Origin of the sequence: Sphingobium sp. DC-2 (assembly GCF_000722555.1) — a bacterium.
GTDB lineage: Bacteria > Pseudomonadota > Alphaproteobacteria > Sphingomonadales > Sphingomonadaceae > Sphingobium > Sphingobium quisquiliarum.
On the sequence record NZ_JNAC01000107.1, the window covers coordinates 1 to 13,375 of the forward strand.

At 65.2% G+C, this 13,375-nt stretch carries 13 protein-coding genes; 4 read left to right on the plus strand and 9 right to left on the minus strand.

What is annotated here, in order from left to right; translation table 11 throughout:
• Nucleotides 1-600 precede the first annotated feature (600 nt).
• The 6 genes from ET21_RS0118940 to ET21_RS0118960 all read right to left on the minus strand — a co-directional run bounded on the left by ET21_RS0118940 (nucleotide 601) and on the right by ET21_RS0118960 (nucleotide 6,271).
• The gene (locus ET21_RS0118940) at nucleotides 601-1,278 is read right to left on the minus strand and encodes a MucR family transcriptional regulator (protein WP_037471439.1); all 678 of its coding nucleotides are present in this window, start codon (nucleotides 1,276-1,278) and stop codon (nucleotides 601-603) included.
• Between the two features lie 120 nt (nucleotides 1,279-1,398).
• Complete coding sequence (locus ET21_RS27840) at nucleotides 1,399-1,677, minus strand: hypothetical protein (protein ID WP_156029298.1); 279 nt, start codon at nucleotides 1,675-1,677, stop codon at nucleotides 1,399-1,401.
• A gap of 25 nt (nucleotides 1,678-1,702) precedes the next feature.
• On the minus strand, nucleotides 1,703-1,978 hold the full coding sequence (locus tag ET21_RS0118945; protein WP_021238600.1) for an HU family DNA-binding protein: 276 nt from the start codon (nucleotides 1,976-1,978) through the stop codon (nucleotides 1,703-1,705).
• Between the two features lie 115 nt (nucleotides 1,979-2,093).
• Nucleotides 2,094-3,725, minus strand: a complete 1,632-nt coding sequence (locus ET21_RS0118950) for an NAD(P)/FAD-dependent oxidoreductase (RefSeq protein WP_030540887.1) — start codon at nucleotides 3,723-3,725, stop codon at nucleotides 2,094-2,096.
• Nucleotides 3,722-4,900, minus strand: coding sequence for an aromatic ring-hydroxylating dioxygenase subunit alpha (locus ET21_RS0118955; RefSeq protein WP_051768231.1), 1,179 nt, complete (start codon nucleotides 4,898-4,900; stop codon nucleotides 3,722-3,724). Before ET21_RS0118955 ends, ET21_RS0118950 begins: the two co-directional genes overlap by 4 nt.
• A gap of 69 nt (nucleotides 4,901-4,969) precedes the next feature.
• Nucleotides 4,970-6,271 (minus strand): NRAMP family divalent metal transporter, encoded by a 1,302-nt coding sequence (locus ET21_RS0118960; protein ID WP_051768232.1) that lies wholly within the window; start codon nucleotides 6,269-6,271, stop codon nucleotides 4,970-4,972.
• A 148-nt stretch (nucleotides 6,272-6,419) separates the two neighbouring features.
• Between ET21_RS0118960 and ET21_RS0118965 the strand changes: the two genes are divergently transcribed.
• The 4 genes from ET21_RS0118965 to ET21_RS0118980 are packed head-to-tail and all read left to right on the plus strand — an operon-like array spanning nucleotide 6,420 to nucleotide 10,209.
• A complete protein-coding gene (locus ET21_RS0118965) occupies nucleotides 6,420-7,304 on the plus strand; it encodes a hypothetical protein (protein ID WP_237751608.1) in 885 nt (294 codons plus the stop codon).
• A gap of 7 nt (nucleotides 7,305-7,311) precedes the next feature.
• Nucleotides 7,312-7,725, plus strand: a complete 414-nt coding sequence (locus ET21_RS0118970; RefSeq protein WP_021238605.1) for a DUF6165 family protein — start codon at nucleotides 7,312-7,314, stop codon at nucleotides 7,723-7,725.
• Nucleotides 7,694-8,812, plus strand: a complete 1,119-nt coding sequence (locus ET21_RS0118975) for a polysaccharide pyruvyl transferase family protein (RefSeq protein WP_237751609.1) — start codon at nucleotides 7,694-7,696, stop codon at nucleotides 8,810-8,812. Before ET21_RS0118970 ends, ET21_RS0118975 begins: the two co-directional genes overlap by 32 nt.
• Nucleotides 8,809-10,209, plus strand: a complete 1,401-nt coding sequence (locus ET21_RS0118980; RefSeq protein ID WP_037471441.1) for a Coenzyme F420 hydrogenase/dehydrogenase, beta subunit C-terminal domain — start codon at nucleotides 8,809-8,811, stop codon at nucleotides 10,207-10,209. Before ET21_RS0118975 ends, ET21_RS0118980 begins: the two co-directional genes overlap by 4 nt.
• A 63-nt stretch (nucleotides 10,210-10,272) precedes the next feature.
• Here the strand turns inward: ET21_RS0118980 and ET21_RS0118985 are convergent, their stop codons facing one another.
• The 3 genes from ET21_RS0118985 to ET21_RS0118995 are packed head-to-tail and all read right to left on the minus strand — an operon-like array spanning nucleotide 10,273 to nucleotide 13,360.
• Nucleotides 10,273-11,307, minus strand: coding sequence for a Gfo/Idh/MocA family protein (locus ET21_RS0118985; protein ID WP_030540894.1), 1,035 nt, complete (start codon nucleotides 11,305-11,307; stop codon nucleotides 10,273-10,275).
• On the minus strand, nucleotides 11,304-12,308 hold the full coding sequence (locus ET21_RS0118990; protein ID WP_202807140.1) for an alcohol dehydrogenase catalytic domain-containing protein: 1,005 nt from the start codon (nucleotides 12,306-12,308) through the stop codon (nucleotides 11,304-11,306). The genes ET21_RS0118985 and ET21_RS0118990 overlap by 4 nt, the downstream gene beginning before the upstream one ends.
• The gene (locus tag ET21_RS0118995) at nucleotides 12,305-13,360 is read right to left on the minus strand and encodes an inositol-3-phosphate synthase (RefSeq protein WP_081856776.1); all 1,056 of its coding nucleotides are present in this window, start codon (nucleotides 13,358-13,360) and stop codon (nucleotides 12,305-12,307) included. The genes ET21_RS0118990 and ET21_RS0118995 overlap by 4 nt, the downstream gene beginning before the upstream one ends.
• Between the last annotated feature and the right edge of the window lie 15 nt (nucleotides 13,361-13,375).

Genomic DNA, 13,375 nt, shown 5'->3' on the forward strand with positions numbered 1-13,375 from the left:
CAGGTGAATTGGCGTGGGGTGTCGGATGCAGTGTTCTTTGTCCGTTCACACCAAGCCGCCCGTCAAGGCGGCCCAGCATCAGAAGGGCATAGCCATAATCATAAGGAAAATCGCGCATTTCTGCGCCTTAGCGCATTCATGATGTAACCAAAAGGCCAGGTTGGTTACATTGCCTCTGATGACAGGAAAGCGTTGGGAGAACGCCGTAGGACCTTTCAGGACCGCGAGAACCATGCCCCAGCGATCAGCCCTTTGACAAGCATATTCGAATTACGAGCGTCGTGAGGGAGGCTGTATCGAGGAACTGCTTTCCTGATCCCCGCACCTCCGCAGCGAAGCTGCTCAGTCGATCATCGCGCAAGTATTTAAATCGTTCGATCCACTTAACTGATTGAAAGAGGCAAGGAGATACCAAAGTTCTCATTCCTTCGTGGGGAGAAGACAGCTAATAGCGACGTCCACCTACAGAAGGTCAGGCCAAGGGTAAAAGCAACCGAAACAACGCCGATCCCAGGCACCCCGATCATCGGGAAGGCAAACCAAAAGAAAAGGGCCGCCACGTCTGCACGCAGCGGCCCCAACATCCGTTCAGGACTAACGTCAGGCCTTGTCGCCACCCGCGGCGGCTGCCGGTGCGGCCTTCGGCTTGGCGCGGCGGGGTGAAGCCGCCTTTGCAGGCTTGGCTTCGGCTGCCCTCTCCGCGCTCTTGCCCTCAGGCTTCGCCGCAGCTTTGGGCGCGGCCTTCTTGGCGGGCGCTTTCGTCTTCGTCTTGGCCGGAGAGGCAGGAGCGGGTGAAGCGGACGAAGCGGACGAAGCGGCAGCAACTGGCTTTGCCGCAGGCGCGGCTGCCTCGCTCACGGCCGGAGCCTTGGTCACGGGCTTGCGGCCCAGTCCCAGCTTGTTGGCAACCGCACGGCGCGCTTCGGAATAGCTGGGTGCGACCAGCGGGTAGCTTTTGGGAAGATTATAGCGCTCGCGATATTGATCGGGCGACAGGCCGTGGGTCGCCAGATGCCGTTTCAGCGTCTTGTAAGGCTTTCCGTCAATCATGCTGAGGATATGTTCGGGCGAAGACAGGCTTTTACGCACCGACACGGCGGGCGTGTAAGTTGCCGCCTGCGCTTCGGCAGGATTGGACTGCGGCGTTTCAGTCAAGGCCGAGCGGGTCGTGCGGATCAGATCGGCAAGCCCCTCGCTGGGAATGCTATTGTTGGAGACAAACGCGCTCAATAGCTGAACCGTGAGCGTTGTGATATCCGGCGACATATTTTCAGACATTGGCACGCTTCCCCTGGAAAAGATGATGCGACCGCCTTGTGCGCCGTTTGAGTGAAAATGTAAATCTTTCGCTGCACAATAATGGAAATCATCTGTCCTGTTGGAGGACAATGCCATTTTTCATACCCTAACTGCTTGTGAATAGGGTGCCGGAATGATGAATTTTCTATCAACATCACCGGCTTTCCAGACCGCGATTGATAGGACGAGGACGGCGTTCGTCAGGATCACTACGGATATCGGCAAAGCCCTGAGGCGATGAAAAAAAAGGCCGGTCTTGCGACCGGCCTGATGAGTTTTAGGAGAGGATGCCTGAAAGGCAGGGCGCATGTGGCCTGCCGGACCCTCTCTTGCAATTGCCGAATGATGCTTTTCGATTGCGTTACGCGCAACCGTCATGAAGATGGCCGCGCACTTGCCGCGATCAGCCGTTCAGCTGGTCCTTGACCGCCTTGGCGGGCGTGAAGGTCAGCTTCTTGGAAGCGGCGATCTGGATGGTGGCGCCGGTCGAAGGATTGCGGCCTTCGCGGGCGGGCTGGTCCTTGACCTTGAACTTCCCAAATCCGTTCAGCGAAACCTCCTCGCCCTTGGCGGCGGCACCGGCGATGGCGGAAAAGATGCCGTCGACATATTTGCGCGCGTCAGCCTTGGTAAGGCCATGCTCGGCGGCAATGGTTTCGGCGAGTTCGGTGTTGTTCATTGATGATCTCCCTTTCGTGGACGACGCGTCTTACCTTGTCTTAGCGCGCTCAACCAGCCCGCTTTTTTCCGAGCCTTTCGATCGCGGCAGCTTGCCGGAAAAGGCACGTCGCGCGCTATCTGTATCGCGGGCGGAGCCATCGGCCAAGCCCGGCATGATCCAAAAGGACGGCACGCGCTGCATTATGGCCCGGCGCGCCCGTCACGCCGCCGCCCGGATGGGTGCCAGCGCCGCACATATAGAGCCCCTTCACCGGCCCGCGGTAAGCGCCATGGCCCAGCACGGGACGGGCCGCCCATAGCTGGTCCAGCGTCATGCGCCCATGCATGATGTCTCCGTCCACAAGGCCGAATGTCCGTTCAAGATCGGCAGGAGAAAGGATCTGCCGCGCGATGACGGACCGCGCGAAACCCGGCGCATGAGCATCGACAGTGGCGATGATCTGATCGGCCGCCGCCTCCCGTTCCTCGTCCCAGCTCCGCGCGCGGCCGTCTGGCGCTGGTGGCAGGACCGGGGCGAATTGCTGACAGAACAGGCTGGCGACATGAAGACCAGGCGGGGCGAGGCTGTCGTCGATGATGGAGGGGATCAGCATCTCGATGATCGGCGCGCGCGACCAGCCTTCACGCCGCGCATCGGTGAACGCCTGGTCCATATAATCGAGCGTGGGCGCGATGATGATGCCCGATTGCAGATGCTCCCCCACGCCCGGCAGGCAGGCGAAATCGGGCAGGGCGGACAGCGCCACATTCATGCGGAAGCTGCCTGAGCCACTCTTGTAGCCCGCAATCCGCCTGCGGAAATCCGGTGGCAGGCTGGCCGGGTCCATCAGCCGCTGGTATAGCAGCTTGGGCCCGACATTGGCGATGACGCAGCGCCCCGCCACTTCCTGCCCGCTTTCCAACCGCACCCCGACCGCGCGCGCGCCATCCGTCAGCACGGACGCGACCGGCGCTTCCAGGCTGATCTCGACCCCCATGGCGGTGACGATCCGCGCCATGATCTGCGTGATCGCCCCCATGCCGCCGGGGCAATGGCCCCACGCGCCCTTCCGTCCGTTCACCTGCCCGAACACATGATGCAGCAGCACATAGGCGCTGCCCGGCGTGTCGGGGGATGCGTAATTGCCCACCGTCGCATCGAAGCCGAACGGCGCCTTGACCGCTTCATTCTCGAACCAGCCGTCCAGCAGATCGCGCGCGGATTTGGTGAAGAGGTCCAATATGTCGCGTTTCCGCTCGACCGGCAGGCGGGCGAACCGGCGTCCCTGATCGAGCGCCGCCATCATGCCCGTCATCCCGTCGCCCGCATTGGGCGGAGCCTTCAGCGCCAGCGCGCGCAGCATGTCGGCCGCACCCTCCAGCATGTCGAGATAGGCGGGGAGGGCGGCGGCATCGCGCGCGCTGAACCTCGCGAACTCCGCCTGCGTCCGTTCCGTCCCGCCGCCGGTCTTCAGGTAACCGCCGTCAGGTTGCGGCAGGAAATTGGCGATCGGCCGTTCGATCACGCGATAGCCATGATCGGCCAGCTTCATGTCGCGGATGACCTTGGGCTGCAACAGGCTGACGGTATAGCTGGCGACGGAGTTGCGGAAACCGGGGTGGAACTCCTCCGTCACCGCCGCGCCGCCGATCACCGCGCGCCGCTCCAGGATGCGCACCCTACAGCCCACGCGCGCCAGATAAAAGGCGCAGACCAGCCCATTATGCCCCCCGCCGATAATGACGGCGTCATAAGCGCCGCTCACCCCTGTGCCGCCCGTACCAGCGCGGGCAGGGGAGGGGGCGAAGCGCTCCAGCCCGCAGGTGGCGGATGGGGAGATCGCGCCTCCGGCACGATCGCACGCATCCGGCGGTTGAACTGCCGCAACCCCGTTTCCGTGCTGGCCAGCGGACCGCTGCTGTAGCTTGCCGACGCCAGCCCGGCCTGCACCCTTTCGATCAGCGCCTTGTCCTCGGCGCTCACCTGCCGGTTGATCCGCCAGTTGAGATAGCGCGCCGCCCTCATCTCCCGCCTGTCATCGGGAAGGGCGAAGGCGACTTCGCGGATCAGCGTGCGGGTGGGAGACAGGGGCAGCCATTGCATGAAGTCGATCTGGTCGGGATAGATATCGAAGGCCATGTTCGGCCATAGCCTGATATAGCTCCATACAGCCTCTGGGCCGGTGGGGAGGAAATGCTGATAGGCCCGCTCCGACAGATTGGCTGACGGAAAGGTGGTGATGCTGCCTCGCATCCGGTCGGCGTAGGGGAAGGATTCCAGACGATAGCTGCCGCCCATCAGCCGCCTGAGGCCAGGATGTGCGATGGCGACGTGCAGCGCATCGGCATAATTGTCGCCCACGATCTTCCAGTTCGCCTTGCGGACACGTTCCGTCACCCGGCCCAGCGGGCGCAGGCTGCCAAAGCGATGGGCGGCGATCTCGCCGGAGAGCGGCGCCAGCATCTGTGCCACGGAAGGCCCTGCGGATGCTTCCAGCCGGACGAACAGAAAGCCGTGGAAATTCTCCAGCTCCACGGGTGCGAGCCCCAGCCGGCGGCGGTCGATCCCGCCATAGAGCGCTTCGTCCGGCAGGCCGGTCAACCGCCCGGCGCTGTCATAGGTCCAGCCATGATAGGGGCATATCAGCCTGCGCGCGCAGCCCGATGGCTGGCTGGCGATGCGCGCGCCGCGATGGCGGCAGACGTTGGTGAAGGCGCGGACAATCCCATCCTCGCCCCGGATGATCAGGACGCTTTCGCCGGTCAGGTCCAGCCGCTGGAAATCGCCGGGGCTGGGCAGGGCGCTTTCATGCGCGGCGATCTGCCATGACCGGCGGAAGATGCGCGCGCATTCGACGCTCAAAAATTCGGGATCGCGATAGGTCCATGCCGGAAGGCTCCAGTCCGCGTCGGGATCATGCTCCAGGTCGTCGCCGTCCATGATCGCGGTCCCTCTCCCCGGCTTATTATTTGACGATCGTATAATAAATTCGGGAGCGATGAAAGGGCGTTACAGGAACCAGCTTGTCACCAGCGCGGCGGCGCACAGGAAGGTGACCAGCGTCGTCATCCATCCCAGCATATTCGTCCAGCGCCCGTTGGTGCGCGCGCCGACCACTCCCGGCCTGTTGGTCAGCATCATCATCAGCAGCAACAGCGGCGGCACCAGCATGCCCTGCACGATGCCGGACCAGACCAGCGCCTTCATGGGATTGAACCCCAGGAAGTTCATTGCCACCGCCACCACGGTGACCAGGGCGATGATGCCGTAGAACAGCCGGTTCTGCCGCGGCGCGTCGTGCAGGCTGCCTTCGCTGCCCATGCACTGCACGACGTCATAGGCCGCGCCTGTGGTCATCACCGGCACCGCCAGGAAGCCGACCCCGACAATGCCCGCCGCGAACAGATATTTGGCGGCCTCTCCCGCCACCGGCTCCAGCGCGGCGGCGGCCTGCGCGGCGGTTGCGATGTCCGTTTCGCCCGCCGGGTGCAGCGTGACGCCGGTGGCGAGCAGGATGAAATAGAGGATGATGTTGGAAAAGATCATGCCGGTCAGCACGTCGCGGCTGGTGCGCTTCATCTCGCCAGCGCTCGCCCCCTTGCGCTGCCACAGTTGGCGGCGTCCGATGGCGATCTGTTCTTCCACCTCTTGGTTCGATTGCCAGGTATAGACATAGGCGGACAGCGACGTGCCGATGCACGCCACGATCAGCGATATCGATCCTGCATCCAGGCGGATCGTGGGCAGGAACGTCGCGCGCAGCACCTCCACCGGGTCCGGCCGCGCCATCACAGCCGCCGCGCCGTAAGCGAGCAGGATCAGCGCCAGCCAGCGGAACACTCGCCGGATCAGCGAATAGGACCCGAAATATTGCAGGGTGAAGATGATAGCGGCGGCCCCCACGACGATCACCGGCACCGGCAGGGGGATGAACAGGTTCAGCGCCGCGCCGATGCCGCCCAGGTCCGCCGCCGCTTCGATGACGTTGCCGATGATCGCCAGCGTCACCATCGGGAACAGCACCCAGCGGGGAAACTGGTCGCGGATGCAGGCGAACAGCCCCTTGCCATAGACCTGCCCGATCTTCGCCGACAGATAGACCACCACATACATCATCGGCAGCAGGACCGGCGCGATCCACAGGAAGCCAAGCCCATATTTGGCTCCCACGCTGGCATAGGTGCCGATCGCCGAGGGATCATCGTCCGCAGCGCCGGTGACGATCCCCGCGCCCAGCTTCCTGATCAGGCCCGGCGCGCGGGGAGCGCCCAGCGTTTCACTTTCCAGCGGCTCGCGTATTTCGGTGGACATCGGGCCTCGCGCTTCGGGGTGCAGCGTCAACCGCGAAGGGCCGGGCGGGTTCACCGTCGATAACCCATGATAATGTCATAGATGGGAGGGCGCTCCCCGCGCGGAACCGGGCCGCCATGGACGAATTGGGTCCTGCATGGCGGATCGCATGGCAGACTGGGTCGCTTCGATGAGAGCGGGGGATTATCATGCGGCCTGGGACCTGACGCAGCAGGATCTTGCGGAGCGCGATCCGGTGCGGCGGGATGATCCGGCGCTGCCCTATCATCTGCGCTGGGTCTGGGACGGCAGGTCCTATGAAGACCGGCACTGCCTGGTGCGATGCTATCATGGCCTTGGCGACAGCATCCAGTTCGCGCGCTTCCTGCCGCTGCTGGCGCGGCGGACGCGGAGCCTGACGGTAGAGGTGCAGGCGCGGCTCCGCGATCTGTTCGTCTCCGGCCTCGATTGCCCCGGCGTGCGCTTCGTGGCGTTCGATGAAGCCCATCCGCTGCCGCCCGCCGAATGCGATCTGGAAATCACCGAACTGGATTTCGCCCTGCGCGCGACGCCCGCCGATGCGAAGCCTGCCTATCTGACGGCAAAGGCGGGGCCGCTGCCGCCCGGAAGCGTCGGCCTATGCTATGGCGCGGGCGATTGGGATCGCGACCGCGCGGTGCCCGCCAGTCTTCTCGCGCCCCTTTGTGCGGAGGCGCGGTGCGTCACGCTGATGCCCGAAGCCACGACCCTGGACGTGCTGAACCCTTCGGGCTGTCCCTTCGACATGATGGAAACGGCGGCGCTGGTCGCGGCGGCGGACCTTGTCATCACCGTCGACACGATGATCGCGCATATGGCGGGAGCGATGGGCAAGCCCGCATGGCTGCTGTTGAAGGCGGAACCGGACTGGCGCTGGCCGGCGGGCGGCGGCCGCACGCCCTGGTATCCCACCATGCGCATCTATGCCCAGCTGCGCCCCGGCGATTGGGCTCCGGTCGTGGAGCGGGTGCGGAGCGACCTGGCGAAATGGAACGCGGAAAGGAAGGAGGGATAGCCAAGCCATGGGATATATGTCCACGCCGTCAGTGCCGGTTTCCTGGGGCGAACTGCTCGACAAGATGACCATCCTGGAAATCAAGCAGCAGCGCATCGCCGCGGCGGACGCGCGCGCCAATGTCGGCAAGGAATACCGGCTGCTGAGCATGATCGGCAGCGAGGCGTTGCAGGTCGCCGCCATCGCCCCGCTGGTGGAGCGGCTAAAGCAGGTCAATGAGGAGCTGTGGCAGATCGAGGACGCCATTCGCGAGGAGGAGGCGAGCGCCCAATTCGGCGCGACCTTCATCGGCCTGGCCCGCGCCGTCTACCGGATGAATGACCGGCGCGCGGCGATCAAGCGCCAGATCAACGAATTGCTCGGCTCCGAACTGATCGAGGAAAAAAGCTATGCGGACCATGGCCGCCGCGCCCCTGACTGACGGCGGAGCAGGCGCGCGCGGCCGGTCCTGCGGCGTGCTGACCTTTCACCGCTGCATCAACTATGGCTCCTACTGGCAGGCGCGCTGCCTCGTGGAGGGGTTGCGCGCCATGGGAATGAATGCAGTGCTGCTCGACCATCATTCCCCCGCGATCCAGCGGGCGGAATGGCGTTGCGCCCTGCATCCGACACTGCCGCAGCCCGCGCAGCGAACGGACTTTCCCGCCTATGCGGAAAAGACGCGCAAGTTCCTGGCCGCGTTTGAGGAACTGCCCTTGTCGCGCCCGTTTCCCATCGATCAGCCCGAACGGATGGATGATTTCGACGCCATCATCGTGGGCAGTGACGAGGTGTGGAACCAGCGCCACCCCTGGTATGGCGAAAGCCCCATCTTCTACGGCGCTGGCCTGCGCGCGCCCTTCGTCTCTTACGCGGCGAGCTTCGGCAATCATGATGCGTCCGAAGGGCTGCCGGACCATTGGGCCGGGCAGTTGCGCAAGTTCGCGGCGGTGTCGGTGCGGGATGAAAACAGCCGGGCGATCGTGCGCGCGGCATTGGGGCGCGACCCGGCGCTGGTGCTCGACCCCTGCCTGCAATTTCCGCCGATGCAGTCTGGCGCGATGAAAGACGGGCAGGGGGGTTATCTCGCCCTCTACGGGCATAACTTCCCGGACTGGCTGAGTGGCCATGTCCGGCGCTGGGCCGATGCACGCCGCATGCCCATCGTAAGCATCGGCTATCGCAACGATTGGGCGCATGAGCAGCGGATCTCCGCCGGGCCGGAGGAATTTGCGACCCTGATGGCGGGTGCGGAGGGGGTCGTCACCAACTTCTTCCATGGCTGCGTCTTCGCGCTGCTGAACCGGCGGCCCTTCCTCACCGCGCCCACGCCCTATCGCTTCCACAAGGTCCGCGACCTGATGCGCGCGCTGGGGGCCGGGCGGCATATGGTGAGCGAGGATCAGGATGCGTCGGCCTATGACCGGCTGCTGACCGAACCGATGGACGCGGCGGTGCAGGACCGCATCGCCGCCCTGCGGCAGCGTTCCGCCGCCTTCCTGAACGATGCGCTGGCGATGGTGCGATGAGCGGGCCGCTCAGCCCGCGCGACATGACCGCATCGGGGCTGTGCACCGGCTGCGGGTCTTGCGCCGCCATGACCGGCCCCGCCGATGCGCGGCTCGATTGGGATGTCGAGGGCCAGTTGAAGCCCGCCGCGCCGGAAGGCTGGCGCAGGGAGCGCAGCGCCCGTTTTTCGCGGCTTTGCCCTTTCTCCCCCAGCGCGCGCGATGAGGATGAGATTGCGCAGCAGCGCTTCCCCGGCGCGCCGGAACAGGACCCATGGATCGGCCGCTTCGCCGCCGCCTATGTCGGCCACGCCGCCGAGCGGGACTATCGCGATCGGGGCAGTTCAGGCGGGATGGTAAGCTGGGTCGCGGCCGAATTGCTGCGTGGGGGACTGGTCGATGGCGTCGCCCATGTCGTGCGGGCCGACCCCGCCGCCGAAGGCCGCCTCTTCCGCTACAGCATCTCGCGCAGCCGCGACGCGCTGATGGAGGGCGCGCAGTCGCGCTATTATCCCGTCGAAATGTCCGCCATCCTGCGCGAAATGCGGGACGTGCCCGGCCGCTATGCCATTGTCGGCATTCCCTGCTTCATCAAGGCGGTGAACCTGGCGATGCTGGACGATCCCCTGTTGCGCGAACGGGTCGCCTTCACCCTGGGCCTTGTTTGCGGCCATATGAAAAGCCGCCAGATGGTGGACAGCTTCGCCTGGCAGATGGGTCTTGATCCCGCTGCGGTCGCCGCGGTCGATTACCGGGTGAAGGACGCGAGCCGCCCGGCAAACTGGTACAGGGCGCGGCTTGCGGCCCGTGATGGTGAAGAACGCCAGCAGGACTGGTGGCATCTGGTCGATGGCGATTGGGGATCGGGCTTCTTCCAGAACCGCGCCTGCGACTATTGCGACGATGTGGTGGCGGAAACGGCGGACATTTGCTTTGGTGACGCATGGGTGGAGCCCTATTCGTCCGATGGGCGCGGCACCAATGTCGTCGTGGTGCGCTCGCCCGTGCTGCACCGGCTCGTTCAGGCAGCGATGGGGGAGGGGAGGCTGGCGTTGCAGCCGGTCGACGCCGTCTTCATCCGCGAAACGCAGGCGGCGGGATTCCGGCAGCGGCGCGATGGCCTCGCCTACCGGCTGGCGTGGCGTCGCACCGGGGTGAAGCCCCGCAAGCGTGTCCAGCCATCGGCATCGCATCTGGGATGGCGCCGGAAGCTCATCTACCGCCTGCGCCATCGCATCAGCCGGGGCAGCAGCACTGCTTTCCGCGCGGCCCATGCGCTTGGACGGCCGGGCCTGTTCCTGTCATGGGGACGGGTGATGGTGACGCTCTACCACGGTCTCACCTATTCGCGCGGCTGGCTGGGCCGGATGTTCGACCGGGCGGAGCGGCTGTTGGGGAAGGAAGGGAAGGGGGGTTAATATTAGCCGTTCAGGCTGAGCGAAGGCGAAGACACCTCACTCCGTTCGCCAAACCTTCGACCCTCATGCCCCAGCCGCGTAAATCCCGTCCATCACCTCCGCCACCTGCACCAATGTCTCGCATTCCGGGTCGAAGCGCGCGGAACGCGCCAGCCGCTCCGCCCATTGTCCCGCCATCCACCCGCCCCACGCGTCACCTGGCAGTGCCAGCGTCTCCCGCGCCGTCCCGTGAAACAGTTCGGCGGTGAAGTCGTAGAAGGAGCCGCCAACATTGCGGAACGCCGCGCCAGCCTTCCTCCCGAAAAAATCCGCCGCGATGACAGCGTCCTGCCCCGCATGCAGGTTCCAGGAACAGGCGATCCGCGCTACGCGTCCGCCCGCCAGCCGCAACGTGGCGACGGCATAATCCTCCACCTGCACCGTGCGGTCGTGCAGGGGCTGCCCCTTGCTGAACAGGGCCGCGTCGATGCTGTCCACCTTGGGGAAATCGAGCGTCCACAGCGCCAGATCGATCAGGTGCACGCCAAGGTCCATCATGCATCCGCCGCCCGACTGGCGCGGGTCGTAGAACCACGGCTTGTCCGGCCCATAGGCGTTGTGGAAGGTCAGGTCGATGGCATGCACATCGCCCAGCTCCCCGCCCTGAATGCGCTCGCGGATGGCGCGCATGCCCGCCGTGCCGCGATAGGAAAGGTCGACGCCCAGCAGCCGGTCCGCCGCCCGTGCCGCATCCACCACCGCCCTGACTTCGGCAGCATCGCGGCCGAGCGGCTTCTGGCAGAAGACCGCCAGGCCGCTTTCCAGCGCGCGGATCGACTGTTGCGCATGGAGCGCGCTCGGCGTCGCGATCACGATCCCGTCCAGATGCTGTTCCAGCAACGCGTCCAGCGTATCGGCCTGCACGGCGTTAGGGGCGAGCAGCGCCGCGTCCGCCGCATTGCCGGGCAGAGCGTCGGCGATGGCGGCGGCTTCGATCTGTCCCGTCGCCAGCATCGCGTCCATCCGGTTGCGGCCGATCCAGCCGGTGCCCAGGAAGCCGATGCGCGGGCGTATCTCGACAGGTGCGGCCGGGCGCGCGGGTGCGGTGACGCTGCTCATGGGATGACGATCGCCTTTACGAAGCCGTCCGGCTTGTCGCGGGTCGCGTTCAGCGCCTCGTCCAGCCGGTCGAGCGGATAGCTGTGGGTGTAGAGCGGGGCAGGGTCGATGCGGCCGGACGCCACCGCCTCCACCGCTTCGCGCATGCCCTGCGCATAGACCAGCGGGTCGCGCTCATGCGCGTTGATGACGTCGATGCCGCGCCAGTTCCACAGCCACATATTGGCCTGACGCGGCCCGTCCTGATGATAGCCCGCGACGATCAGCTTGCCCCGCTCGCCCGTCAGTTCTCCGGCAAGGTCCAGCGGCCACTGCTTGCCCACCGCCTCTATCACACGCTCGCAGAAACGGCCGCCGGTCAGCGCGCTGACCTGATCGATGATCCCTTGATGATCGTCCATCACGATCGTTTCCGCAGCGCCGAAATCCCGTGCCAGATCGAGCGAGGATAACCGCCGTGATATCGCGATCACTCGCGCGCCCGCATCGGTGGCGAGTCGCGTCAGCAGCGCGCCCAGAAAGCCGATGCCGATGATCGCCACCGTCTGCCCCGCCTGAACATCGGCGCGGCGGAAGATATTGAACGCGCAGCCCAGCGGCTCGCCGGGAAAGGGCATGCCATTGAGCGCTGGCGGCAGCTTCACCACCGCAGCTTCATCGGCCAGATCATATTCCGAATAGCTGGCATAGCTGAGCGCCGCGACCCGATCGCCCACCGCCACCGATGTGACGCCTTCGCCCACGGCATCGACGATGCCCCAGCCTTCATGGCCGAGCGCGCCCGGCTCCAGCGGATATTGCTGCCATTCCGGCCCGGCCCAGGGCGTCAGGTTGGACGCGCACACCCCGCATCCTTCCATCCGCACCCGCACCTGCCCCGGACCCGGCTGCGGCACCGGCACCTCATCGACGCGGATCGCGCCCGGCCCGGTCACGGTGACGGCGCGCATGGTTATGGCATCGAGCGAAGGTTCAGCCTCTTTCACCAGCATGTCCATCATTCCGCCGCCAGCGCCACGGCGCTTTCCCCGCGAATGAAGGCTTCGACAGCCTCATGCGCGCGGTCGTCGGTCATCTGCTGCGGCGGATGCTTGCAGAAATAGGCGGCGGCGGGATGGATCGGCCCTGATAGCCCCCGATCCGCCGCCAGCTTGGCGCAGCGGATCATGTCGATGGCGACGCCCGCCGAATTGGGGCTGTCCTCCACTGACAGGCGCAGTTCCAGGTTCATCGGCACGCCACCGAACAGTTGCCCTTCCATCCGCAGGAAACAGACCTTGTTGTCATTCTGCCAAGCCACGTAGTCGGAAGGGCCGATATGGATATTCTCATCCTCCAACCGGCTTTCCGCGACCGACTGCACGGCTTCGGTCTTGGAAATCTTCTTGGACTTCAGCCGCGCCCGGTTCGACATATTCAGGAAGTCGGTATTGCCGCCGGTGTTGAGCTGGTAAGTGCGGTCCAGTTTCACGCCCCTCTTGGCGAACAGGTCAGTCAGCACGCGATGGACGATGGTCGCGCCCAGTTGCGCCTTGATGTCATCGCCGATGATGGGCACGCCCGCCGCCTCGAACCGTTCCGCCCACACCGGATCGCTGGCGATGAAGACCGGGATGTTGTTGACGAAGGCGACCCCGGCCTCCAGCGCGCACTCCGCATAGAATTCCGTGGCCTGCTGCGACCCCACGGGCAAATAGTTCATCAGCACGTCGACCTTGGCCGCGCGCAGCCGGTCCACGACATCCTGTTTGCTGGGTTCGGGCGCGTCCGCCGGCAGGAAGGTGCGATCGTCGGGATAGTCGGCCATGTGATCGGCAAAGCCGTCCAGCATCCGCCCCATCTCCACCGCGACGCCGGTGGCGTCCACCTCGCGGCAGAAGGCCTGCGTGCAATTGGGCTTGGCGAAGATCGCTTCGGCGACGTCCCGTCCCACCTTGCGCCGGTCGATGTCCCACGCCGCCGCCACATGGATGTCGCACGGCCGGTAACCGCCAATCTCCCAATGGGTAAGGCCGAAATGGGCTCTGTTGCAAAAATCGTGAAGCTTGAGCATGCTTGGCGGAGATTG